Source organism: Pseudomonas sp. NFR02 (assembly GCF_900119375.1).
GTDB classification, from domain to species: domain Bacteria; phylum Pseudomonadota; class Gammaproteobacteria; order Pseudomonadales; family Pseudomonadaceae; genus Aquipseudomonas; species Aquipseudomonas paracarnis.
The window spans coordinates 389566-414718 of the sequence record NZ_FPJJ01000001.1 but is presented as its reverse complement, the minus strand read 5'-3'; the positions used below and the strand labels follow the sequence as shown (position 1 = coordinate 414718).

General features: G+C 58.7%; 20 protein-coding genes, 1 tRNA gene and 1 pseudogene. 6 read left to right on the top strand and 16 right to left on the bottom strand.

Annotated elements, in window-relative coordinates; all coding sequences use genetic code 11:
- Positions 1-35: 35 nt before the first annotated feature.
- The 3 genes from BT199_RS01900 to BT199_RS01890 are packed head-to-tail and all read right to left on the bottom strand — an operon-like array spanning position 36 to position 5136.
- Entirely contained in the window at positions 36-1130 is a 1095-nt protein-coding gene (locus tag BT199_RS01900) for an HlyD family secretion protein (RefSeq protein WP_038450971.1), read from the bottom strand.
- Positions 1123-2760: an MFS transporter gene (locus tag BT199_RS01895; RefSeq protein WP_072433746.1), complete on the bottom strand. Its 1638-nt coding sequence runs from the start codon at positions 2758-2760 to the stop codon at positions 1123-1125. Before BT199_RS01895 ends, BT199_RS01900 begins: the two co-directional genes overlap by 8 nt.
- 39 nt (positions 2761-2799) lie before the next feature.
- On the bottom strand, positions 2800-5136 hold the full coding sequence (locus BT199_RS01890) for a membrane-bound PQQ-dependent dehydrogenase, glucose/quinate/shikimate family (protein ID WP_034136059.1): 2337 nt from the start codon (positions 5134-5136) through the stop codon (positions 2800-2802).
- A gap of 92 nt (positions 5137-5228) precedes the next feature.
- Between BT199_RS01890 and BT199_RS01885 the strand changes: the two genes are divergently transcribed.
- Positions 5229-6134, top strand: a complete 906-nt coding sequence (locus BT199_RS01885; RefSeq protein ID WP_069868682.1) for a LysR family transcriptional regulator — start codon at positions 5229-5231, stop codon at positions 6132-6134.
- Between the two features lie 93 nt (positions 6135-6227).
- Positions 6228-6902 (top strand): MarC family NAAT transporter, encoded by a 675-nt coding sequence (locus BT199_RS01880; RefSeq protein WP_072433745.1) that lies wholly within the window; start codon positions 6228-6230, stop codon positions 6900-6902.
- A 193-nt stretch (positions 6903-7095) separates the two neighbouring features.
- On the opposite strand, the gene BT199_RS01875 is transcribed toward BT199_RS01880, so the two are convergent.
- A complete protein-coding gene (locus BT199_RS01875; protein WP_072434105.1) occupies positions 7096-7995 on the bottom strand; it encodes a LysR family transcriptional regulator in 900 nt (299 codons plus the stop codon).
- Positions 7996-8178: 183 nt separating this feature from the next.
- On the opposite strand from BT199_RS01875, the gene BT199_RS01870 reads away from it, so the two are divergent.
- On the top strand, positions 8179-9189 hold the full coding sequence (locus BT199_RS01870) for a zinc-dependent alcohol dehydrogenase family protein (RefSeq protein ID WP_072433744.1): 1011 nt from the start codon (positions 8179-8181) through the stop codon (positions 9187-9189).
- Here BT199_RS01870 and BT199_RS27625 read toward each other — a convergent pair.
- The 3 genes and pseudogenes from BT199_RS27625 to BT199_RS01860 form a co-directional block, all read right to left on the bottom strand.
- Positions 9120-9278: pseudogene (locus tag BT199_RS27625) on the bottom strand (transposase domain-containing protein); the annotation flags it as partial. The gene BT199_RS01870 and the pseudogene BT199_RS27625 sit on opposite strands and share 70 nt — an antisense overlap.
- An 89-nt stretch (positions 9279-9367) precedes the next feature.
- A tRNA-Asn gene (locus tag BT199_RS01865) sits at positions 9368-9443 on the bottom strand.
- Positions 9444-9476: 33 nt separating this feature from the next.
- Complete coding sequence (locus tag BT199_RS01860; protein WP_072433743.1) at positions 9477-10400, bottom strand: LysR family transcriptional regulator; 924 nt, start codon at positions 10398-10400, stop codon at positions 9477-9479.
- A 100-nt stretch (positions 10401-10500) separates the two neighbouring features.
- Here BT199_RS01860 and lldD point away from each other — a divergent pair, with 100 nt between their 5' ends.
- Positions 10501-11631 (top strand): FMN-dependent L-lactate dehydrogenase LldD, encoded by a 1131-nt coding sequence (lldD, locus tag BT199_RS01855; RefSeq protein ID WP_014719250.1) that lies wholly within the window; start codon positions 10501-10503, stop codon positions 11629-11631.
- A gap of 413 nt (positions 11632-12044) precedes the next feature.
- Positions 12045-12971: a GGDEF domain-containing protein gene (locus BT199_RS01850; protein WP_014719251.1), complete on the top strand. Its 927-nt coding sequence runs from the start codon at positions 12045-12047 to the stop codon at positions 12969-12971.
- 44 nt (positions 12972-13015) lie between these two features.
- On the opposite strand, the gene BT199_RS01845 is transcribed toward BT199_RS01850, so the two are convergent.
- The 7 genes from BT199_RS01845 to BT199_RS01815 all read right to left on the bottom strand — a co-directional run bounded on the left by BT199_RS01845 (position 13016) and on the right by BT199_RS01815 (position 20697).
- A complete protein-coding gene (locus BT199_RS01845; protein WP_178122936.1) occupies positions 13016-13789 on the bottom strand; it encodes an iron-containing redox enzyme family protein in 774 nt (257 codons plus the stop codon).
- A gap of 78 nt (positions 13790-13867) precedes the next feature.
- Positions 13868-16330, bottom strand: coding sequence for an EAL domain-containing protein (locus BT199_RS01840; protein WP_014719253.1), 2463 nt, complete (start codon positions 16328-16330; stop codon positions 13868-13870).
- A 71-nt stretch (positions 16331-16401) separates the two neighbouring features.
- Complete coding sequence (locus tag BT199_RS01835) at positions 16402-18204, bottom strand: ABC transporter ATP-binding protein (RefSeq protein ID WP_072433742.1); 1803 nt, start codon at positions 18202-18204, stop codon at positions 16402-16404.
- The gene (locus BT199_RS01830) at positions 18197-18832 is read right to left on the bottom strand and encodes a DsbA family protein (protein WP_058410342.1); all 636 of its coding nucleotides are present in this window, start codon (positions 18830-18832) and stop codon (positions 18197-18199) included. The genes BT199_RS01835 and BT199_RS01830 overlap by 8 nt, the downstream gene beginning before the upstream one ends.
- A 3-nt stretch (positions 18833-18835) precedes the next feature.
- The gene (locus BT199_RS01825) at positions 18836-19777 is read right to left on the bottom strand and encodes an oxygen-dependent tRNA uridine(34) hydroxylase TrhO (protein WP_019817587.1); all 942 of its coding nucleotides are present in this window, start codon (positions 19775-19777) and stop codon (positions 18836-18838) included.
- Between the two features lie 101 nt (positions 19778-19878).
- Positions 19879-20172, bottom strand: coding sequence for a BolA family protein (locus BT199_RS01820; protein ID WP_014719257.1), 294 nt, complete (start codon positions 20170-20172; stop codon positions 19879-19881).
- Between the two features lie 6 nt (positions 20173-20178).
- Positions 20179-20697: a DUF2059 domain-containing protein gene (locus BT199_RS01815; RefSeq protein WP_014719258.1), complete on the bottom strand. Its 519-nt coding sequence runs from the start codon at positions 20695-20697 to the stop codon at positions 20179-20181.
- Positions 20698-20893: 196 nt separating this feature from the next.
- Between BT199_RS01815 and BT199_RS01810 the strand changes: the two genes are divergently transcribed.
- Positions 20894-22276 carry a class II fumarate hydratase gene (locus BT199_RS01810; protein ID WP_014719259.1) on the top strand — a complete coding sequence of 461 codons (1383 nt, stop codon included), beginning with the start codon at positions 20894-20896 and terminating at the stop codon, positions 22274-22276.
- Here the strand turns inward: BT199_RS01810 and BT199_RS01805 are convergent.
- Positions 22273-23229, bottom strand: coding sequence for a DMT family transporter (locus BT199_RS01805; protein ID WP_072433741.1), 957 nt, complete (start codon positions 23227-23229; stop codon positions 22273-22275). The genes BT199_RS01810 and BT199_RS01805 overlap by 4 nt on opposite strands.
- Positions 23230-23862: 633 nt before the next feature.
- Entirely contained in the window at positions 23863-25047 is a 1185-nt protein-coding gene (locus BT199_RS01795) for a thiolase family protein (RefSeq protein ID WP_072433739.1), read from the bottom strand.
- Between the last annotated feature and the right edge of the window lie 106 nt (positions 25048-25153).

Here is a 25153-nt window from a genome sequence, read left to right as displayed (position 1 = left end):
GGCAACTGAATGCTGATAGCCCCCTACCCGCCTCCTCACCGATGACGCGTATCGACATCGACCTCAACCGACATGCCCGGGCGCAGCGAGGACTCGAAAGGCTGGTCCGGATCAACAGATATGCGCACCCCGATACGCTGCGGTACCTTGACGAAATTGCCCGTTGCATTGTCCGGCTTGAGCACCGCGAATTCCGAGCCCGTCGCTGGTGAGAGCCGCTCGACATGCCCCGTTAGCGTCGCCCCTCCTAACGCATCAATCCTGAGCGTCGCGATCTGGCCGGGCGCAATAGCCTTAGTCTGCGCCTCCTTGTAGTTCGCGACTATCCAGTGATCAGCGGGCACTACCGACATCAATTGTGTGCCGTGGGTCACGAATTGGCCCAACCGCACGCCCACTTCTCCGAGCACGCCATCCTCCGGCGCCTGGATGACCGTGTGATTAAGATCAATCTGAGCCGCACGCAGTTTTGCCTGTGCCACCCGCACCTGGGCTTCCAGACCTTCACGGCCGACATCCACGGTACGCAACTCCTCCCGAGCAATCGACTCTTGCGCACCCGCCTGCTGTACCTCGGCCTGGGCTTGACTGAAATCGGCTCGTGCCTGGTCGCGCTCGCGCGTAGAAATGGCGCCATCCATGACCAACGCGTTTGCGCGCTGCATGTCAGCGCGGGCACGCAATAAGCGCGCCTGCGCACCGGCCATAGCTGCAACATGACTCTCGATGCCCGCCATGCGAGCAGCGTGCGCCTGCTGGTTGTTGGAGAGGTCGGCATTGGCGACGCCAAGATTGGCCGTCGCCTCATCTACCTGCGCCTGATAGACCTCATCGTCAATACGCACAAGGACCTCGCCTCGCTTGACCTGCGCGAAATCTTGCCCGGCCACCTGGACGATATAGCCGCTGACCTGAGGGGCAATCACCGTGGTTCGCCCCCTCACATAGGCGTTATCTGTCTGTTGCAGACCTGCGTCAAAAGGCGGCAACTTCCAGATGTACAGGACGATCGTAATAACGCCAATCGCAGCCAGCACCATGATGATGCCTTGCAAACGGCCCCGGGGCGGGGGCGACCAATGAAAAGCAGTGTGTTCAACATCCGATGGAACAGTCATGGAATCAGTCATTTACGTTCTCAGGCTCGCGACGGATGCGCGAGAGGAAAAAAGCCGACATCTGCAGATAAAACACATACATCGCGGTGCCAAAAGCCAGCACTGACACGATGCGAAAGACGTCATTGAATGCCAGTACGCTAGCCTGTTGCTGCAACGCTTGTCCTAGCAGCTTGCTGCTCTGTTTCTGGCGCTGTTCCGGGTCGGCTATATGACTCGAAAGCAACGCCTCGCCAATGCCGAGGCGCGCTACGACAAGGGGATTGGTGATCGGCGCACTGTCCGCCAGGCTAGCGATATGGGACTGGGTTCTGATGAACTCGTAGCTGCCCATTACAGCCGACCCTGCCAGGCTGCCGATACTCTGGCTCGCCCCGTACAGGACCACGAGCGTGATCATGTACTGAGGTCCCTTCGCGAACAGTTTGAGAAAGCCAAAGATCAAGGCAGGCCCGATGAACAGCGTCGCACCGAACCCAATCAAACACTGGCTCAGGTACAGTTGCGGCGCACGCGTGAGGCTGGTGGATTGCGAGTCCAGATACGCTCCCGTTGCGATAAACAACGCCGCGACCATGACCTGCCAGGGGATACGTTTGGGCGACAACGTCAGGCAAGCGACGACGATCCCCATCAGCATCGACACCAGTACGCACGCAAACAGGACACGCAACTGATCGTTATTGAGCCCGCCCATTGATAGCAAACCTACCGAGCCGAAAGTCTGCTCGGCCAGCGATAGCCGAACCAGCAGCGCAATCGCAACAAAACGCATCAAGTCGAAACTGCCCAGCCATTCCAATTGCAACAGCGGCTGACGCCGACGTCGTTCAATGAACACCACCGTCACCAGCAACGAGATAGCCGCCACCAGCATCCAGCCGAGAAAGGGCGCGTCGGTCCACCAATAGCTCCGGCCGAGGCCAAGCACACCGGCAAACAGCAGGAAGGATGAAACCAGCAATACAATCACGACTGCGTCCGAGGCAGCAAACACGCTGGCCCTATCACTGCGTGGCAAAGGCACCGCCAACGTCACACCCAACACCGCTATACCAATGCCTAGATTCAACAAGTGCAGCCCCAGCCAATGTTCCGAGGCGAGAAATTCCACGGGAATCATGCGCGCCACCGGCGATCCTATCTGGGTAAGCCCTACGCTGATAATCAGGGCCATCGGCTGGGCCGATGGGGCTATGGCCTGCATCAGATAATAGGTACTCAAGGCGATCAACGTCGCGCACATCAAGCCGTTGATCGCCGTGGCAATGACCGCAGCTGTCAAAGTGGGCCACAGTAACTGCAGCACACAGGCAGCGATGTAGGTACCGACAATGCTTGCCGTGACCAAAGGGATTCCGAACTGCATCCGGGCCTTGACCAAGGTCAGGTTGGCGCTGGCATTGATCGCCAAAAAAACTGCCACCAACCACGAGACCTGAGCCGTGTACTCGCCAATAGAGCCAGAGATTACGCCTAGATTGCTCGCCACCAGGCCGTTGCACAGCGTCGTGCAGGTCCCGAGGAATAAGCCTACGACAAAATATATGCCACGCCTGGCCGGCGACAGCCTGGGCTTATAAGGACTGCCCGCCATCGCCGGTTTCTCGTCAGCTTTGAACACGTATTCAGCGCTGGCCATGTACAGGTAACGCCTTCTTTTGCTGTCGCTGCAGACGCTTCACGGTTGGGATGTCGGAAGGCTGAAGGCCATTACATAGTCACCGGTGTCGGGAGAATGCGCTGCCCCGCCTACGGAAATGACAACGTACTGTTTGCCCGTCGTCGGCGAGACGTAGGAGATCGGCGTGGCGCTGGCGCCGACCGGTAATTCATGTTCCCAGACGAGTTTGCCACTTTGCCCGTCGTATGCCCGGATGTAGTAGTCCTGATAACCGGCAAAGAATACGAGGCCGCCTGCCGTGGTCATCGTTCCTGCATAAGTTGGCATGCCCATGGGCATGGGCAGGTGTGATGCGATACCCAGTGGCCCCAATTGCTCTGTGGTGCCAGCCGGCACTTGCCAGGCCACCTTGTGCGTATTCAGATCGACCGCCGTGACGGTCCCATAGGGTGGCTGGTTGCACGGAACCCCTAGGGATGACATCCAGATATAAATGGCTTGACCGTAAGGTGTTTTCAACTGCGGTGACGGCCCATGTCCGCTCACCTCGATCTGGTGGGTTTTTGTCCAAGTATTGAATTCATCACGAGGCATCAGCCAAAAGATGTTCGGCACCCGGATATCGTTCATATAAGCCAGATGATTAACGGGGTCGTAGGAGACGCTACCCCAGTTGAATCCTCCGATATTGCCGGGCTGATCCAGCGCCTTGGTCAGACCGATCGGCGTGAAGTCGCCCTCGTAGCGCAGTTGCTTGAACATGATGCGGCACATGAGTTGGTCGAACATGGTTGCCCCCCACATCTTCTTCTCGGTGAGGTGTTCGGCACCGATAGTCGGCATCCCTACCGAATAAGGCTGTGTAGGCGAAAGCTTTTCTTCAGGTACCGCACCGGCCGTAGGCACGGGCTTTTCGACGACGTCCGCAATCGGCTCTCCGGTGGCGCGATTTAGCAGGAAAAGCTGGCCACGCTTGGTGGTTTGCAATACCCCGGGGATGGTTCCGCCTTGGCCGTCAGGCAAATCGACCAGCGCGGGTTGAGAAGGCAAGTCGTAGTCCCAGATGTCGTGATGGACGGTCTGGAATTTCCATTTCGGGCGGCCCGTCATGATATCGAGGGCGACAAGGGAAGAGTTGTATTCATCCGAGTGTGGTGGTCGCTCCATGCCGAAAAAGTCCGGCGTGGCATTTCCCAGCGGCGCATAGATAAGACCCAACTGGTCGTCATAGGCAGCGGCGGTCCACATGTTGGGCGTGCCGGGCGTGTAGGTCTGCCCCGCCGGTGGCAAACCGGTTATGTCCGGGTTGCCCAGGTCCCACGCCCATGCCAGTGCGCCGGTGCGGGCATCAAAGGCGCGGATCACGCCTGACGGCTCACCGCGACTGTAGTTATCAACTACCCAGCCACTGATAATAATGTAGTCGCGCGCCACCAGCGGCGCGGAAGTCTGAAAGTAGAACCCAGGCTTAACGTCGCCCATGCCCTGCTTCAGGTCGACGACGCCGTCGCTGCCAAAACCTGGGCACTGCTTGCCGGTCTTGGCATCTAGTTCTATCAGGCGCGCATCGATGGTGGAATTGACGATTCGTTCCGCACAGACGCCATCAGCCGGCGCCTCCTTGAGCTTGTAGTAACCCAGGCCGCGGCAACGGTTCCAGATAGGAGATGCACTATGGGTATCGAATTTCCAACGTTCTACCCCCGTATCTGCATCGATGGCAGCAATGCGATCATCGGGTGTGCAAGTGAACAACGTATCTTCAATTTGCAATGGGGTGTTCGAATCCACGGCGCCCTTGTCCAACTGGATCTTCGCGCCGGTACGATACGTCCAGGCCACTTTCAGGTCCTGAACGTTGTCACGGTTGATCTGCGTAAAGGGCGCGTAGCGCGTACCCGCAGTGGTTCGGCCATATGCGGACCAATTTGAAGGCGTGGTGTTTGTGGCTGCTGCAGTAAAAGGTGTGCCCGAGACAGGAGAGACGACACCATGTGGAGTAAAGGCAAACCCAAAGAACACAGCCGTCCCTAATAGCGCTAGTACACCCAGGCCGCGTATCCGACGCCGGGAGTCCGCAGGCGACCAAGTGGATAACAGGAGCAAGCCGATGCTCGCCAACGCTGCCGGTACGAGCAGGCGTGGAAACAGCGCCCAATAGAACGTGCCTGACTCCCAGAGCGCCCATGGAACACTCAGCACGGCAACCGCTACCAGCAGCCATACTCCACAAACTTGCCTACGCCAAAGCATGACGCCAGCGCTCAGATAAGCCCATCCGGCCAGCACGTAATAAAACGATCCGCCAAGGGTTAAGAGGTAAGCTCCACCTAACAATAGCCCCAGCCCCATCAAGGCAACTAGGCTGGCAAAAATACGATTTATCGAGGTCACAGTTGAACTCCTATACGCTAAATGGCTCTCAGACTTGGTGATGATAGTGTTAGCCTATTAATTTTAGCCATGCCATATGGAGCAACTATACATTGCATAAAAGCAACGCCATGTGGAGCGAATACCACACCTTCCTCGTTGCCGCGCAAACATTGAACTTCAGCCGTGCGGCTGAACGGCTTGGGCAGAACACTTCAAGCATCAGTCGCGCCGTGACCCGGCTGGAGGAGCATCTGGGTCTGCGCTTGTTCAATCGGATGCCCTCTATGCGATTGACGGACCCGGGCGAGCGGCTCTATAGCGAAATCGCGCCCTTGTTCGAAGGCCTTCAGGAGGTTGAAAGCGCGATCAAGTCGGATGATGGAAAAATTAGAGGACGTATCCGGGTCGTCGGATCGCCCGAGGTTGTGCACTGGTTTATCAACCCGGCTATCGCTCGAATGCTGGAAGAACAGCACGAAATTCATTTTGAAGTGGAGGCCAGCACACGCGTGCCAAACCCCATTGAAGAGCCAGTGGATGTCTACTTCAGTCATCGCCGCGCCGAAGTGATTAACAAGTCGCTGGTTGCTCGGCCAATCTGTTCAATGCCACAAGGGTTATTCGCTTCTCCCCTGTTACTGGCCGGCAGGAAACCTCCCCGTGTACCGGACGATCTCCTGCAATGGCCCTGCCTTGGACGTCAGGGAGAACCCGAGTGGGAGCTGATCGACCCCCAAGGACATAAACACCTGATGCCGGTGCAAGCCATCCTGCTTGCCACACCGAACGATGCGCGCATGGATCTTACTCTGCGCGGACTTGGCATCGCGCAGTTCAATTTGCCCAGCGCCAATGAGGCCGTAGAGAGCGGAAAACTGGTACGTGTTTTACCTGGCTATACCCTCCAGAACATGTCGCTGTATGCTTTTTTACTGTCACGGCGCTTGATTCCGCAGGCGGTGCAGATCTTTCTGCGCTATACCACGGAAGAGGCAAAAAAATACTTCCCCGATTGAGTCCTGACTTGATATCGGTTCGTTAGGGCAGATGACGTACGACCTTAATAATCTTATAGCCTCCTATTCGTTGCATAACCGAGTAAAAACACTATGGGCAATTACTTTCATCATGTTCTTATTGGACTATTGGCCCTGCTTCCTATGGCCAATCCTCTAACTAGCATCTCCCTTTTACTAGGCCTTGGAGGAAAGCTGCCTACAGTAGAGCGTAACCGGCAAATCCTGAAGGCAAGCTTATATGTAGCTCTGATTATGTTTGTCAGCTTCTACGGAGGCAGCCTGGTAATGCAGGTATTCGGAATATCTGTCCCCGGCTTGAGAATAGCCGGAGGCCTGATCGTTACCTACATCGGTTTCGCCATGCTTTTTCCAGCAACGACACCTGACGAAACAGAGGTTCAGAAAGATTTCCTTTCAGAGAAAGAGAAATCAACCCCACATTTCCGCGATCTGTCATTTGTACCTTTAGCTCTTCCTGGTGCAGCAGGCCCCGGCACGATAGCGTTGCTTATCAGCTCCGCCTCTACCCTGCAGTCGACCTACCAGACCCTGCCACTCGTCATTCACCTTGCAGCCGCAACCGTATTCATCATTACTGCGCTTATTTTCTGGATAGCTTTACGATGTTCGGGGCGAATCATGAAAGTGCTTGGTGAGTCAGGAATCGATGCAATTTCCCGCGTCGTTGGTTTTCTACTGGTTTGTATGGGCGTTCAGTTCGTTATCAATGGTGGTTTTGAGTTAGCGTATACACCTATGCACTGAATCATAGCTTTTTATAATAGTGAATTATTAAAGGCCGTTGATACTTCCGCGGCCACATTCGCTAGCACCAGGTGAATGGGTGTTCCTACGCCTATGGAGAACTGACGCCTTGCCGCCCTCAGGAAGCTAGGAGGCCAGACTTGGACAAAATCAACATTGGCCAGTTACGACTAGTCCCACTACAAAACAATGGTTAGTGCGCTGTGAACCAGCTGGGGTGTAGCACCGGAAAATGTTCCTTCAGCCAATCCACAAATGCCTCGACCTGAGGCGCAAGATGCGTTCTGCTTGGATAAAGCACGGAAACCAGGCGAGGCTTTGGACGAAATGCCTTGAGCACTTCGATCAGTTCTCCGCTTGCGAGGAATGTCTCAACGGCGATTCCAGGCGCTTGAACAATGCCGAAGCCTGCAACACCGCATTGAACGTAGGCATTCGACTCATTCACGGTGATTCCACGCCGAGGCGTATGTGGACGATCTTCGCCGTCTACCGAGAAGTGCCAAGGCAGCGGTCTGTTATTTTGACCGGAAAGGAAGCTGACACATTGGTGGTCTACTAGATCTTGTAGGGTTATGGGTGCACCGCAGGCTTGGAGATAACCTGCAGACGCACAGGTCACCATGGTGGCGGTGCCAATTTCTCTAGCCACCATGCTTGAATCCGGAAGTTCACCCATTCGCAATACACAGTCGATGCCCTCGGCTACGAGATCTACCGTACGGTCGGACACGCCTAGCACAAGCTCTATTTCGGGAAATGCCTCGGTAAACCTCTTAAGGTTTTCCATGAAGCTGTGCTGGGAAAATGCAGTCGGGATGTCAATTCGAAGCCGCCCTCGCAACGTCGATCCACTACGGTCAAACATGGAAGTGGTTTCTGCGATGGTTGCCAAAATCTCTTTGACCCGTTCGTAAAACCGCTCTCCCTCAGCAGTCAGTTTTACTTTACGCGTAGTGCGCTGGAACAGACGGACACCCAGCGAGGCTTCCAGATCCTGAATGGTGCGTGTGACGTGCGGTCGCCCGGCCTGCATTGCCTCAGCGACTTTGGTGAAGCTCCCCAACTCCGCTAGCTTGGCGAATACTTGCATCGACTGTAGAAGCTCCATAAGTCTCTTCTCGGGAAGCGAGTTAACTGGATGATTGTTGCTTATCAGGATAACAATCCTGTTGCTTTCTGCACATTTATCCAGGGCCGCGAAACCTTAACAATGTCCTCAGCGTAAAGGAGGAGCTTTGCTCCCCTGCACATTCAAAATTGTTGGAGACAGAAAATGAAAGCGTGGCTTCTAAAAGATTTCGGCTTGGATAATCTCGTGCAGGGCGAAACGGAAACCCCCGTGCCCCGAGCGGGTGAGCTGCTGGTTAAAGTAGGCGCTGTATCACTCAATTTCCGGGACAAGGCCATCGTTGACGGCATCTATGAACCTCACAGGGTGCCCAAGCCGCTGATCCCCGTCAGCGATGCGGCGGGAACTGTCGTGGCAGTAGGTGAAGGTGTCAGCCGCTTTGCTATCGGAGATCGGGTCAACTCACACCTCTACTCCCGTTGGTTGGACGGCATGCCTGGGCCAGATGAACCCAACTACTGCTTCGGCTCGCCATTGCCTGGTGGTCTGGCGCAATACATGATCATCCATGAAGACAGCGCAGTACGTGCCCCCGACAATATGTCTGATGAGGAAGCAGCGACCCTTCCAATTGCTGCTCTGACGGCGTGGTATGCGCTCGTCGACTATGGCCAGATAGAGGCCGGCCAAACCGTTTTGGTTCAGGGTTCTGGAGGTGTTTCTGTTTTTGCAGCACAAATTGCTACCGCTTTGGGAGCCAAGGTTATCGTCACCTCCAGCCGTGATGGCAATCTGGAAGCTGTAAAAAAACTGGGCGCGGTTGCGGGTGTGAATTATCGCACCACCCCTGAGTGGGCAGAGGAAGTTCTGAAGCTCACTGACGGCAAGGGAGTGGATCTGCTGCTGGATGTGGCGGGCGGGGACGGCATCAACCAATCGATTGCTGCGACAAAGGCAGGTGGACGTATTGCACAGATCGGCTTTCTGACAGGCCAGACCTCCGCCTTGAACCTGATGCCTATGATTTTCCGGCAAACAACGATTCGCGGCATAGCCGTTGCTCCACGCTCGTCATTTGACCGAATGAACGAATTCTTGAACGAGCACAAGATTCGCCCGGTAATCGACCACGTGTATCCATTTGATCAAGCACGCGAAGCGTACGAACATCTGGCCAGAGGCGCCTTTGGTAAGGTAGTAATCAAAATCGCGTAGGACCAAGCCGCTTCAATCTCACTCGCCCGCTGCAACGGCAGGCGCGTGAGCACGGCCTTCAAATAAGCATGCGGATCATGCCCGCTGATGGCGCCATACGAAGCGCGCTAAGCGTCTGGATTGCCGGGTCAAATTCAAGGCAAAAAAAAGCCTGCATCTCTGCAGGCTTTTCTCTATCTGGCTCCACGACCTGGACTCGAACCAGGGACCCAATGATTAACAGTCATTTGCTCTACCAACTGAGCTATCGCGGAATGCGCCGTATGTTACTGATTAAAAAGAAGAAGTCAAGCGCCCTCAGAAATTTTCCGCAAATTCCCCCCCTGTTCGCTTGAATACGACGGTTCCCTGGCCAGTTCCAACCAGGCCCGCGCTGCCGGTGGCAGGTGGGCGCTGGCGCGCCAGGCCAGGGCGATGTGCCAATCGGTGTGGGGCTCGTCCAGGGGGATCAAGGCGATGCCGGGGTGTTGGTGTTTGTGCGCCAGCATCCGGGGCAGGAAGGCGACGCCCAGCCCGGCGGTGACCAGGTCGACGATAAAGTCTATTTGCCCACTGCGAGCGGTGACTTTGGGTGTCACGCCTTTACGTTCGCAGGCGCTGAGGATCTTGGCGTTGAGGGCAAAGCCGGCTTCGAACAGGATGAACGGCGAGTCGGCCAGGTCGGTGAAGTCGATGCGCTTGCGCCGGGCCAATGGGTGGCCCATGGGCAACACGGCGATCAATGGCTCGTTGCGCACCGGTTGGTAGTCGAAGCCTTCATCAACCGGTAGCAGCAAGGCGGCGAGGTCAACCTCCCCCGCTTCCAGGCATTCGCGCAGCCTTTTACTGCCGTATTCGGTCAGTTCGATGTCGATGCCCGGGTAGCGGCTGCGGTAAGTGGCAAACATGGCCGCGAACAGCACGCCGCACCCTACCGGCGGCAGACCGATGCGCAGCACGCCGCGCTTGAGACCGCGCAGGTCGTTGATTTCAGCCATCAGGTCGGTGCGTTCGGCGAGCATTACCAAGGCGCGGCGGTAGGCAATTTCGCCGGCGGCGGTGAGTTCGTTCTTGTGGCCAAGGCGATTGAGCAGCGGCATGCCTAATTCGTCCTCAAGGGTCTTGACCGCTTTGCTGACGGTGGACTGGGTCAGGGCAACCACTTCGGCCGCCTGGGAGAACCCACCCTGGCGCACCACTTCGACAAACGCACGCAGTGTTCGTAGGTTCATCAGTATTCCTGTAACGACTGAATGGCAGTGATAAAAGTTGTTTTCATCATGGCATAACTTTGCTTAGGGTGTAGCACTTTGCCCTGTGGAGACACCGTCGATGATCATCTCGTCCGCTTCCGACTACCGCGCTGCGGCCAAGCGCAAGTTGCCGCGCTTTCTGTTCGATTACATCGACGGCGGCGCCTACGCCGAGCACACGCTGCGCGCCAACAGTTCGGACCTGGCCGAGATCAGCCTGCGCCAACGCATCCTGCGCAATGTCGACAACCTGAGCCTGAGCACCCATTTGTTCGGCACGGAACTGGCGATGCCGGTCATCCTCAGCCCCGTCGGGCTGACCGGCATGTATGCGCGACGCGGTGAAGTGCAAGCAGCCAAGGCGGCGGCCAACAAAAACATCCCTTTTTGCCTGTCGACAGTGTCGGTGTGTTCGATTGAGGAAGTGGCCTCGCAAAGCCCGCAGTCGATCTGGTTCCAGCTGTATGTGCTCAAGGATCGCGGCTTCATGCGCAACGCCCTGGAGCGGGCGCAGGCCGCCGGGGTGACAACGCTGGTGTTCACCGTTGACATGCCGACACCGGGCGCACGCTACCGTGACGCTCACTCCGGCATGTCCGGCCCCTACGCGGCGCAGCGGCGCATGTTGCAGGCAGTGACCAAGCCGCAATGGGCCTTCGATGTGGGCTTGATGGGCCGCCCCCACGACTTGGGCAATATCTCCAAATACCTGGGCAAACCCACCCACCTGGAGGACTACATTGGCTGGCTGGCCAACAACTTCGACCCGTCGATCAGTTGGAAAGACCTGGAATGGATCCGCGAGTTCTGGAAAGGCCCGATGATCATCAAGGGCATCCTCGACCCGCAGGACGCCAAGGACGCGGTGAGTTTCGGGGCCGACGGCATCGTGGTCTCCAACCATGGCGGCCGCCAGCTCGACGGGGTGCTCTCCACGGCCAAGGCGTTGCCGCCGATTGCCGAAGCGGTAGGCGATGACCTGACCGTGCTGGTGGACTCGGGCATTCGCTCCGGGCTCGACGTGGTGCGCATGCTAGCCCTGGGTGCCAAGGCGTGCCTGCTAGGGCGTGCCACCGCCTATGCGCTGGCCGCCGAGGGCCAGCATGGGGTAGAGAACCTGCTGGACATCTTCGCCAAGGAAATGCGCGTGGCCATGACCCTGACCGGGGTCACCTCCATCGCGCAGATCGACCGTACCACCTTGGTCTAGTAGTGATGAGGGATGGTGTACGTTGTGTGCGGATAACCGAAGCGTTGTTTATTTGCGACAAACAACTCGCCCCACCGAAATAGTAAGGTTAACCGGGCCGGCAGTAATGCCGGCCCCAATCAGCCAAATAACTGGCGCCATGCTTTAACAGACTTTTCTTACTTAAAAATTAGTTAATTGATTTATAAGGATTTTTACCAACCAAATACACTTGGCATGAATCTCGCTCCAGTACTGTTCAAGCAGGTTCGGCGATGACAAGACGTGCGGCAGTGCCCCGGGGTTATAACCCAAAGAAAAGCGGTTTAAACTGTTTCCAATGTTTTACGGAACTGAAGGATCAGTAAGACGCTTGGCACTCGCCACTCTCATCCCGCCTGTAAGACAGCCCAGTGCTTAGAGGCCACCCGCTTATGAAAACCCCCACCCAGACCAACGCAATTGACTTTGACAGTGCCAAATTGCAACGCCTGGGATTTGGCCAGCCATCCTTACGCCCACGTCGCCCCGCCACCCTTGCCGAACTTCGCCAGCAACTGAACCAGCAGTTGCAGACCAGCCTGGAGCCGGAGCGCATCCTGGGCCTGTTCTTTCGTGAGGTTCAGCGCCTGGTGCCGCTGGACGCGTTGCAATACCGTCACGCCGCCAGCGACCTGCGCCTGGAGTTTGGCCACCGGGGTCATCACTCCGTCAGCTACACCCTGAGCCATGAAGGCGAGCATCTGGGGGAACTGGTCTTTCGTCGCAACCAGCGGTTGCTTGAAGAAGAACTGAGCCAGCTCGAACTCCTGCTGGTGACCTTGCTTTATCCGATGCGCAACGCCCTGCTCTACCGCGCCGCCACCCGCAGCGCCCTGCGTGACCCGTTGACCGAAACCGGCAACCGTGTGGCCATGGACCAGACGCTGCAGCGAGAAATTGACATGGCACGCCGGCATTTGCACCCGCTGTCGTTGTTGATGCTGGACATCGACCACTTCAAGAAAATCAACGACACCCATGGGCATGCCGCGGGCGACAGCGTGCTGCGCGCCGTGGCCGGGGCGATCAAACGCCAGCTGCGCAACGTGGACATGGTGTTCCGGTTTGGCGGGGAGGAGTTTTTGATCCTGCTGTCCAACACCGGTCGCGATGCCGCGAGGATGGTGGGAGAGCGCCTGCGCCAGGCGGCACAAGCCCAGGACTACTGGGTGGAGGGCACGCGAATAGAACTGACCGTGAGCCTCGGCTGCTCGACGCTGCTGGCGGCCGAGTCGGCTGAAAGCCTGCTGCGTCGGGCCGACAATGCGTTGTATGTGGCCAAGCGCGAAGGTCGTAACCGCTTGGCGATGGCGGGGTAAAGTCAATTGTGGCGAGGGAGATTGCTCCCTCGCCACAGTTACCGCTACGCCTCGCTGGCGATGCGCACAGGGCGCTCGCGAACGGCTGGCGCCTTGTCTTTCTCTGTATGCTCTAGACGCATGCAGCTTTCCAGGAACAAGTGCATGTAGTCGTAGCTCTTGCATACCGCCTGGCGCAACTCTTCCTGCAGGGCCTTGCTCGGGTTGGTCCCGGCCAGCGTGCAGATGATTTCCAGGGCTTCCCAAGGGTGGGCGTCATCGTACTGGGCGTGCATCTTCAGCCACTTCATCGCCCGCTTGCGATCTTCCTCAGGGAAGGCGGCAGCATACACACCGGTAGAGCAGACCACGGCGGACCACTCCCCCGTCGCCCCCTCGATCGCGTAGTTGGTGGCGGCAATCGCGACGATCAACGCATCCGCCGAGCTGGTGTGCCAGCACCAATGACTCAGGGCGTGCAACTCAGGCGGCACCTCCTGCGCTTGCAGTTCTTCAAGGCTGACGCCGTGAGCCCGCGCCCAATTGACCCAATAGTCGGCATGGTTGAGCTCCACGCGGATATTGCGCATGAGCCAACGGCGCGCCATATCCTCCCCAGGATGACGGGCAAACTTGGTCTTGGTCAGGTTCTGCGCCATGTACAAGGCAAACTGTTCCACCACCGGCCAACCACCAATCAGGTAGTGGCGCATGGTCTTGGCGCTGAGGGCGTTGTCACGCATGCGCTGATACAGTTCGTGCTCGACAACCCGACGCTTGCTCTCGCTACAGTCCTGGATCAATTGCTGCGCCCAGGCGGGGTAACTGGAGGCTTCCATAAGCGGGCCGGTTCTGTTGAATGTGTCGATCACTGTGGGGCTCCTTTTCAAGTGTGATTGTACAGACCAGCAAATGTTTCAGCGGAAAGTGCCGGGCGCCTTGAATAACAGTGGCTGCGGCCGCTCAGGTCGGCACTGCAAGCTATCAAAGGTAAACAATTGCGGGCGTTCAATCAGGTAGCCCTGAGCGTAATCCACACCTATCTCAAGTAAAGCCTGTTCGATCTGGGGTGTTTCAACAAACTCGGCAATCGTGCGCTTACCCATGACGTGGCCGATGTGGTTGATCACTTCGACCATGGCGCGGTTAATCGGGTCGTCCAGCATATCCTTTACGAAACTTCCATCGATCTTCAGGAAGTCTACAGGTAAATGTTTCAAATATGCGAATGAGGACATTCCGGCGCAAAAATCATCGAGTGAGAAATGGCACCCTAACGCTTTGAGTTCATTAATAAACCGAATCGCGCTGCCCAAATTGGCTATAGCGCTGGTTTCAGTTATTTCAAAACAAATCATTTCCGGTGGAATGTTGTAAGTATCGAATTTCTGACGCAAAAAACCTAAAAAGTCATCATCGCCAATGGTTATGCCTGACAGATTAATCGCACACATGGCCATGGGGCGGCCCGGGCGCTCATGCATGCAACGGGCGATAATCTTGAATACGTTTTCCACTACCCAACGATCCAGGGACGTCATCAACCCGTAGCGTTCGGCCGCCGGAATAAAACTGTTGGGCAAAATGATCCGCCCCGCTTCGTCATGCAGGCGCAAGAGAATTTCGATGTGCCCACTGCCGGCGTCGGTAGGGCCCAAAGGCGCAATTTCCTGGGCGTAAAGGCAAAAGCGGTCTTCCTCAAGCGCAATATGCAGCCGCTGTACCCAGGCCATCTCGCCAAACCGCAGAGACAACTCCGAGTCGTCGACATGGTAGACCTGCACCCGGTTGCGCCCCTTTTCCTTGGCCATGTAGCACGCCATGTCGGCGGCACGCAGGGAGGTTTCCAGGGTGGTCGGGGTTTGCGAGATATGCACCAGGCCGATGCTGACGGTGGTCATGAAGGGCCGACCCTTCCACACGAAGTGCAAGCTCTGCACAGTGTGGCGCAGGCTCTCGGCGATTTTTTCCGCCACCGGCGCCGGGCAGTTCTCCAGCAGGATACCAAACTCGTCGCCGCCCAACCGAGCCAGGGTGTCGCCCTCGCGCAGGTCCGACTGCAGCAACGCGCAGATGTGGCGCAGCAGTTCATCGCCCGCGGCATGGCCACAGGTGTCATTGACCAGCTTGAACTGGTCGAGGTCGAGGAACATCAAGGCATGTCGCCCACTTTGCTGGCGCGCGACCTGTTGCAGCACCTGTTCAAGGCGGAACTCGAACTCGCGACGGTTAGCCAGGCCAGTCAACGCGTCGTGGGTGGCCTGCCATGAAAGGTTGGCGATGTACTGGCGTTCCTGGGTCATGTCATGCAGCACCAGGACCGCACCGCTGACCTTGCCGGCACTGCGGATCGGCGCGCCCACCAGAGTGACCGAGACGGTGCTGCCGTCCAGGCGCTGGATCAGCTTGGAATGCTCGCTGCCGCCGCTGAACTGGCCTTTGACGATGTGTTCAATCAGTGTGAAACCGTCGGGCTCGGCGTTTTCATTCAAAAGCTTGAACAGCGCCGCCAGCGGCAGGCCCTGGGCTTGCTCCGAGCGCCAGTGGGTCAACGCTTCGGCTGCAGGGTTCATATAGGCAATGGCCCCGTCGACGTCGGTGGTAATCACCCCGTCGCCAATCGACTCCAATGTGATCTGCGCCCGCTCCTTCTCCGCTTGCAGCGCATCGGCAAAGGCATGACGCTGGGCCAGCAACTTGTGGGTGCGCAGCAGCGCCAACACGATCAGGCCCAAGGCAGTCGCCAGGTTGGTGATCAACAACAGGCGCAGGATCATCCGCGAACCTTCGCCCAGGGCATCGCTGAACGCCTTGGCAGCGGGCGTCACCCCTTCATTGATGGCCGTGATGCGCGCCTTCCAATGATGGACATCGTCACTGCTGACGTAGCCGGAGGTAATGGCGCCGTGCATCTCCTGAGCCAGCTCATCGAGCTGCACGAGGTAGCCGTCGCCCACCGTCCACAGCTCAATGGCTTTTTCCAGGTAGCTGAAATGACGGAAGTTGAGGTATAGCCAGATCAGGCTGGAAACGTCGTCCGGATGATTACCGCCCTTGAGAATGCCCAAGCGGGCCGCGTCCGTATCGGGGGTGGGACGGTCCAGAGCAATGCGCAATTCATGCCCACCCTGGGGCACGGCAATGGCCTGCTGGTATTTGAGGTAGGTGGCGTCGTTGCGGTTATCGGCGTAGAGGGTCAGGTAGTAGATGGCATCCTTCTGGCCCTTGGACCACAGGCTTTCGCCCGCCACATAGCCCCGCACTGCCGAAAGCACGTAGAGACTGACGCAGCCTAACAATGCCTGGAACAACACGACGGCGATAAAGGGCCAGACAATACCCAGCAGGCGTGGCGTTCCGAGAGTCCGCTTTTGCTTCATGAAGTCCCTTACACATGCACAGCTTGATACGCACGCGAAAATCCGCTCCCGATAGCACAGCCTAAGCTAAATCAACGCACTTGTTGCAAGTGTCCGTACAGTTTGGCGTACAGCCCGCCATCGGCAATCAACTGCTGATGGTCACCATCCTCGGCAATGTGCCCGCCATCGAACACCAGCACTCGGTCAGCCTGCTTCACCGCAGACAGCCGGTGGGCGATGATCAGTGTAGTACGCCCGCTGAGAAACCGCGCCAGTGCCTGGTGCAGGTTGTACTCGGTCGCCGCGTCCAATGCGGAGGTGGCCTCGTCCAGAATCACCACTTTAGGCTCGGCGAGCACCATGCGGGCAATGGCCAGGCGTTGCCGCTGGCCACCGGAAAAGCGCACGCCCGAACGCCCGACCACGCTGTCCAGGCCCAAGGGCAATGCCTTGACAGTAGCATCCAGTTGGGCGATTTCCAGCGCCTGCCAGCAGGCTTGATCGGTGCGGGTGCGGCCCATGGTCAGGTTGGCGCGCACGGTATCGTTGAACAGCGCAGGATGTTGCAGCACCACCGCGACGTTTTCGCGGATGGTCTCCAGGCCGATCTCCTGCTGGGTGGCAGTGCCAAAACGAATGCTGCCGGCCTGCGGCGTGTAGAGCCCCAGCAACAGTTGCACCAGGGTGCTTTTACCGCCGCCGCTGGCGCCGACAATTGCCACCTTTTCACCCGGTGCGATGGCCAGGTTCAACTGGTTGAGTACCAGCTCTTCGCCGTAGCCGAAGTCGAGGCCACGCACTTCGATGCCGACCGTCTCGCGCCCGCTGAACGGGTCTGCGCCGCCTGGGTATTGCGGCTCATCGGCACGCGCCAGCAGCTCGTTGATGCGCGACAGCGCGCCGCCTGCCGCGTAATAGGCGTATTGCAGGTTCAGCAATTGTTCCACCGGGCCAATCATGAACCACAGGTAACTGAACACCGCGAGCATCTGGCCGATGGACAGGTCGGAAAACAGCACGGTGAGCATGGCCGCGGCGCGGAAGATGTCGATACCGAACTGGAACAGCAAGCCACTGGCGCGGCTCGACGCGTCGGTTTTCCATTGGGAATGAATGGCGTAGTCACGCACTTCCTGGGCACGCTGGCCCAGCCGCCCGAGGAAAAAGCCCTGGCGGTTGCCAGCACGTACTTCCTGTATGGCATCGAGGGTTTCGGTCAGCGCCTGGGTAAAGCGTGAAGTACTGTCGTTTTCCAGCTTCTTGAGGTGCTTGACGCGCTTGCCCAACTGCACCGTGGCGTAGATCACCAACGGGTTGAACAACAGGATCAACAACGCCAGTTGCCAATGCATCCACACCAGGATCGCCGAGGTGCCGACCAGGGTCAGCATCGCCACCAGGAAGCGGCTGAGGGTTTCGCCGACGAATTTGTCCAGGGTGTCCAGGTCGGTCACCAAGTGGGTGGTGACCGTACCGCTGCCCAGGCTTTCGTACTCACCCAGGGAGATGCGCTTGAGACGCTCGATCAGGCGCACGCGGATGCGGTACACGATGTCCTTGGCCAAGCGCGCAAACAGCCGCGCCTGCACCACGTTGAACACCAACGCGCCGCAACGCAGGGCCAGGGTGACCAAGAGCATCAGGCCGATATAGCCAGCCGCTTTTTGCCAGCCCAGGGGCAACGCGTGGTTCATCACCTTGAGGGCGGCATCGCCATGGCCCAGTAGCACTTCGTCGACCAGCAACGGCAACAACAGCGGGATAGGCACGCTGCACAGGGTGGCGAGCACGGCGACACTGTTGGCGACCCACAGGGATTTTTTGTGACGCAGGGCCAGGCGGCGAATTTCCGCCCAGGTCAGGCGGTCGGTGCGTGGAGGCTGTTCATACACAGGCAGCTCGCTCCAACCATCGAGCGAGTAACGGCGACAGCTCGGACAGCGGCTGGTAACCATTGGTCAGCAAAGCCAACTGGCCGTTGCGCTCGGCCAGCAGGGTCGGAAACCCGGCAATGCCCAGGTCCTGCACCCAGGTGAAATCGGCCGCCGTGGCCGCGTGCTGATCGGCACGGTCGAACTCGCCGGCAAACTCGATACGTGGAATACCGGCCTGTTCGGCCAGCTCCACCAGCACAGGGGCGAGCGTCACGTCCCGGCCTTCGACATAGAACGCACGCTGGATCAGCCCCAGCAGCTTCCAGGCGCAATCCGGCGCCAGGCTGCGTGCGGTGACGATAGCGCGGCACGCAGGCTCGGTGTCATAGACAAACCCGTCGGGCAATGCGCCTTCTCGCTTGAACGGCTGGCCGGTGGCGTCGGTGACGGCCTGCCAGTGTTCAAGGATGTAGCGCCGGGTAGTCGGCTCCAGCGCCGCGCCGCTGCCGGTGCGCAAGCCGCCCACCACCAGGTGCACGTCCACGCCGGCCGCCTGGGCCTGCTCCACCAGCGCTTGTGCCACCGGGGCAAAGCCCCAGCACCAGGAACACATCGGGTCCATTACATAGAGCAGGCGCGCAGACATGGCTCAGGCCTCGGAAGGGGTTTGCTTGTAGTTGTAACCAATCGGGTGCGGCATGTTGCGGGCCTTGGCCAGTTCGATCTGCTTCTGGCGGTCGATCGCACTGCGACGGGTCTTCTCCGGCAGCTTATCCCAGCAATGGGGGCAACTGATGCCGGCCACATAATGCTCGGAGGCGCGGTCTTCTACGCTCACCGGTGTGCGACAGGCATGACATTGATCGTAGTCGCCTTCGCTCAAGTCGTGGCGCACGGTCACGCGATTGTCGAACACAAAGCAGTCGCCCTGCCATTTGGTTTCTTCCTGGGGCACCTCTTCGAGGTACTTCAGGATACCGCCCTTGAGGTGGTAGACCTCATCGAAGCCTTCGCTGAGCATGTAGCTCGACGCCTTCTCACAGCGAATGCCGCCAGTGCAGAACATGGCGACCTTCTTGTGCTTGGCCGGGTCGAAGTGGGCTTTGATGTAGTCGGGAAATTCGCGAAAACTGGTGGTTTTCGGGTCGATTGCGCCTTCAAAGGTGCCGATGGACACTTCGTAGTCGTTACGGGTGTCGATCAACAATACTTCCGGGTCGCTGATCAGCGCGTTCCAATCCTGCGGGTCGACGTAGGTACCCACCTTTTTGTTCGGGTCCACGCCTTCGACACCCAGGGTCACGATCTCTTTCTTGAGTTTGACCTTGGTGCGGTAGAACGGCTGGTCGTCGCAGTAAGACTCTTTGTGGTCGATGTCGACCATGCGTGGGTCTTTCTTGAGCCAGGCCATCAGGCCGTCAATGCCTTCGCGGCTGCCGGAAACGGTGCCGTTGATGCCTTCTTCGGCGATCAGCAAGGTGCCTTTGATGCCGTTATCGACCATCGCCTGCAACAGGGGCTCGCGCAGGGCGACGTAATCTTCGAGGGTGACGAACTTGTACAGTGCCGCCACGACAATCGGTTGAGTCATGGGTGTTCTCTCCAGGTGGCTACCCTCGTAAGGGGTGAACCGGATGCAAAAAAAACGCGCCGGCTAAGCGGCGCGTTGCGGATTCTATCAGGGTTACCCCATCAATGTCCGCCGGCGCAGGTCGGCGAGGCCGGGGCTGCGCCGATTGTCGCCCATTCTTCGGGCGTATAGGTATGCAGCGCCAGCGCATGAAATTCGCTCATCAGGCTACCCAGGGTGGCGTAGACCTTCTGGTGGCGCTTGACGCGGTTAAGCCCCTCGAACTGCTGGCTGACCAGCACGGCCTTGAAGTGGGTCTGCAACCCACGACTGTGCATGTGGCTTTCATCCAGCACGCTCAAATGCTCCGGGGCCAGGGCGGCAAGGGCCGTTTCGATACGCTGTTGCATGGTCATTCCTGCTTACTTCTTCTTGGCCGGTGCGGCGGCTTTTGGCGCCAGCTCGTTGGTCATGTCTTCCAACAGCTTGTTCACCACCGGTACGGCGCTTTCCAGCTTGGCCTGGGTCATCTGGGCCGACTGCTGGGTCAGCTGGGGCATTTTTTCCAGGACTTTCTTGCCAAGTGGCGACTGGTAGAACGCTACCAGGTCCTTGAGCTCGGATTCGCTGAAGTTGGTGGTGTAGAGCTTGACCATGTCGGGCTTGAGCTTCGGCCAGCCGATGGCCTGGTCCAGAGCGGCGTTGGCCTTGGCCTGGTAGCTGTCCAGTACGGACTGCTTGGCGGCAGGCGCCTTGGTCTGTTCGAAACGCTGGGCGAACATTTGCTGCACTTGCATGTACACCGGGGTCCCCAGCTTGTCAGCATGGGCCAGGGTAAGGAAGGCTTCGGCACTGGCGTTGTGGCTGGCGGTATCGGCAAGAACCTGGCCGCTGGCGCAAACCAGAGCAACCGCGGTACAGATGGCACGAAGACGAGTCATCGAGTTTCCTTTTCTAGCAGGCGAGGTAAGACCCCAAGGGCGACCATTCTGCGCCTAAAAAACCTCGCGGCTCAACCCCACCCCTCGGCAAGCCCTGGTTTCACGGGGCACGAGGGCACAAATGCGCTTTTAGGGAACCCACGCTGGCCGCCAGGGCCTAAACTGACCAATCACGACTGGATAAGGAGGGTGACCGATGAGCCGTATCGAAACCGACAGCCTAGGGGAAGTACAGGTCCCTGATGACGCCTATTGGGGCGCGCAAACCCAACGTTCGCTGGTCAATTTCGCGATTGGCGAGCAGCGCATGCCGCTGGCGGTATTGCATGCCTTGGCCTTGATCAAGAAGGCTGCGGCGCGGGTCAACGACCGTAACGGCGACCTGCCCGCCGATATTGCCCGCCTGATCGAGCAAGCTGCCGACGAGGTTCTGGACGGCCAGCACGACGACCAGTTCCCGCTGGTGGTCTGGCAGACCGGCAGTGGCACCCAGAGCAACATGAACGCCAACGAAGTGATCGCTGGCCGCGCCAACGAACTGGCCGGCAACAACCGCGGCGGCAAGAGCCCGGTGCACCCCAACGATCACGTCAACCGTTCCCAGAGTTCCAACGACTGCTTCCCTACTGCCATGAGCATTGCTGCGGTGCAAGCGGTGAACAAGCAACTGCTGCCGGCGATCGCCACCTTGTCCGGTGGCCTGGCGGAATTGGCCGCGCGGCATATGAAGCTGGTCAAGACCGGCCGTACCCACATGATGGATGCCACGCCGATCACCTTCGGCCAGGAGCTTTCGGCGTTTATCGCCCAGCTCGATTACGCCGAGCGTGCGATCCGCAGCGCCCTGCCCGCGGTGTGCGAGCTGGCCCAGGGCGGCACTGCCGTCGGCACCGGCCTCAATGCCCCTCATGGCTTTGGCGAGGCGATTGCTTCCGAACTGGCCGCGTTGTCGGGTTTACCCTTTGTGACCGCGCCGAACAAATTCGCCGCCCTCTCCGGCCATGAGCCGCTGGTGACCCTGCACGGCGCGCTGAAAACTCTGGCCGTGGCGCTGATGAAAATCGCCAACGACCTGCGCCTGCTGGGTTCGGGCCCTCGCGCCGGGCTGGCCGAAGTCAAGTTGCCGGCCAACGAACCGGGCAGTTCGATCATGCCCGGCAAGGTCAATCCGACCCAGTGCGAAGCGCTGTCGATGCTGGCCTGCCAGGTACTGGGCAACGACGTGACCATCGGCATGGCCGCCAGCCAAGGGCACTTGCAGTTGAACGTGTACAAGCCGGTGATCATCCACAACCTGCTGGAGTCGATCCGCCTGCTGGCCGATGGCTGCAACAATTTCCAGGAGCATTGCATTGCCGGCCTCGAACCCGACGCCGAGCAAATGGCCCAGCACCTGGAACGCGGGCTGATGCTGGTCACTGCACTCAACCCGCATATCGGCTACGACAAGTCGGCCGAGATCGCCAAGAAGGCTTACGCCGAAGGGCTGACACTGCGTGAGGCTGCACTGGAACTCGGCTATCTTACCGATGCCGAGTTTGACCAGTGGGTGCGCCCGGAAAACATGCTCGGCGCCTAAACTGACATCCGCAGCCGCCGGGCCCTGAGCCCGGCGAGCAGCGAAGGCGCCAGCGCCACCATCGCCGAGCCAGTCACCACCACCAAAGCCCCCACATACCCCAAGGCATTGATCTCTTCGGCTTGCACATAGTCCGGCCACAGCCACGCCGCTACCGCCACGGCTACGAAGGTCACCAGGGGCGTCAACGCCAGGGTTGCACTGACCCGCGAAGCTTCCCAATGCGCCAGGGCTTCGGCAAATGCGCCGTAGGCCACCAGCGTATTCATGCAGCACGCCAGCAGCAGCCAGCCTTGCAGCGGGCTCAACTGCAACGCCTCCAGCGGATGTGCCCAAGGGGTGAGCAACAGCGCGCACGACAGATAGATCACCATCATCACCTGCAGCGAATTCCACACCGTCAGCAACTGCTTCTGACCCAGTGCATAGAACACCCAGATGGTGGTGGCGAGCAGGATCGTCAGCACACCGGCGGTGTAGGTGCCCATGGACGTCAGCAATTCCACCAGACGTTGATTGAAGAACAAGCCAAAGCCTGCGATCAGCACCATCAGCCCCACCCCCTGCCCCAGGCTGAAGCGCTCCTTGAACACAAACACACTGGCTACCATCAGAAAGATCGGCCCCATCTGCACCACCAACTGCGCCGTGCCCGGGCTGAGCATTTTCAGCCCAACCAGGTACAACACGTAGTTGCCCACCAGGCCACACACCGCCATGCCCACCAGCCACCCACCCTTGGGGCCAAGCACTTTGCGGCTGGGCAGGCGTTTGGTGGCGGCCAGGTAAACGAACAGGCACGTGCCCGCTACCATGAGGCGAAACCAAGTCACAGTGATCGGGTCCATCACCTGCAACACTTGCTTGAGCTTGATCGGGAGAATGCCCCACAGAAACGCGGTCAGCAGGGTCAGGAAAAAACCGTAGACCCAGCGGCCGGAAGAGATGTGCATGAGTGCCCCAGATGCCAGAGGAAGTGGAGCAGGCATTCTAGGGGCAAGTCACTGAGTTCGGATACGTCACAGTCTTGAATGGGGGAGCTGGCTTGCAAGCGATGGCCATAGGCATCTATATAAATTTCATAGGTTGTTGCAGCCAACGGTAACCACGATGCGAAGCGAGCCGCTCTTGATCTGGCTCTTGATCTGCTTTTGATTTTGATCTTAAGCGCCCCGTTAAACCACGCTGGCCGAACGCAGGTTTGAATTCGTGGGTAACCCGGCAGGACGCCGGGTTAGCCGCCCCGCGCCATGGATGGCGTGTGGCGGCGGCCCACGGATTCAAGCCTGCGTTCGGGCACACCGAGCCTAGGCGAGGTGCCGAGTGGTGGGGCAAGAGCCCTTTGGTTACTTTGGGGCTTTTCCAAAGTGACCCGCCGTCAGGCGGAACCCTAGGTGGCCGTTACCGCAGAAATGGATATGTACTCGCTATTACAGTGTCGCCTGCCAGGCCGCCTTCGCGAGCAGGCCCGCTCCCACAGTTGGGTTGTGGGGTGTCAGGGAGAGAAGTATCGGCTAGTAGGCCGTCATCGCAGGCAAGCCAGCTCCCACATTAGCCCTCCCACACTGGCGCTGTTCCAACCGCAATCAGCGTACGGCTTCGAAGAGTCCGGTGGCGCCCATCCCGCCCCCCACGCACATGGTGACAATCCCGTAACGCAGGTTGCGCCGTTGCAGCTCGCGCACCAGGTGCCCCACCTGCCGCGAGCCGGTCATGCCGAACGGGTGCCCGATGGAAATCGAGCCGCCGTTGACATTGTATTTGGCATTATCGATCTCCAAGCGATTGCGTGCGTAAAGGCACTGGGAAGCAAAGGCTTCATTGAGTTCCCACACGTCGATATCCGCCACCTGCAAACCCTTGGCCTTGAGCAACTTGGGCACCGAGAACACCGGGCCAATGCCCATTTCATCCGGCTCGCAACCGGCCACGGTAAAGCCACGGAAGAACGCCTTGGGCTTGAGCCCCAATGCCAAGGCTTTTTCCATGCTCATCACCAGGGTCATCGACGCACCGTCGGAAAGCTGCGAGGAGTTACCTGCCGTTACCGAGCCATCCTCGGCAAATACCGGCTTCAGGCCGCTGAGGCTGGCCAGGGTGGTGTCCGGGCGGTTGCAGTCGTCACGGTCGACCACGCCATCCAGGATCTGCACCGTGCCAGTGTTCTTGTCCTCGACCTTGTACTTGACCGCCATCGGCACGATTTCATCGTTGAACAAGCCATCAGCCTGGGCCTGGGCGGTGCGCTGCTGGCTTTGCAGCGCGTAAAGATCCTGGTCTTCGCGGCTGACGTGATAGCGGCGCGCAACAATTTCGGCGGTCTGGCCCATGGGGAAGTAAATGCCCGGCACCTGTTCTTTAAGCAACGGGTTGATCAGGTTATCGGTGTTGACGCTCTTCATGGTCAGGCTGATGGACTCCACGCCACCGGCAACAATGATGTCGCTGCAGCCCGAAGCGATCTGGTTGGCGGCAATGGCAATCGCCTGCAAGCCCGACGAACAGAAACGGTTGAGGGTCATGCCCGCCGTACCGGTGCCCAGTTGCGAGAGCACCGCCACGTTACGCCCGATGTTATAGCCCTGGGCGCCTTCGTTGGAGCCGGCACCGACGATGCAGTCTTCTACCGTCGCAGGGTCGATACCGTTGCGGGCCAGCAGCGCATTGACACAATGGGCCGCCATGTCATCGGGGCGGGTCTGGTTGAACTTGCCGCGAAAGGACTTGGCCAGGCCGGTTCGCACGCTGTCGACGATCACTACTTCACGCATGGGCTACCTCAATCTTGTGGTTGTGGATCGAGGATAGAGCCGGGCCAGGCCGACCGCGATGATCATTCACTGCGTGGATGCAAAAGCATGGGGCCTCTATGGTTCT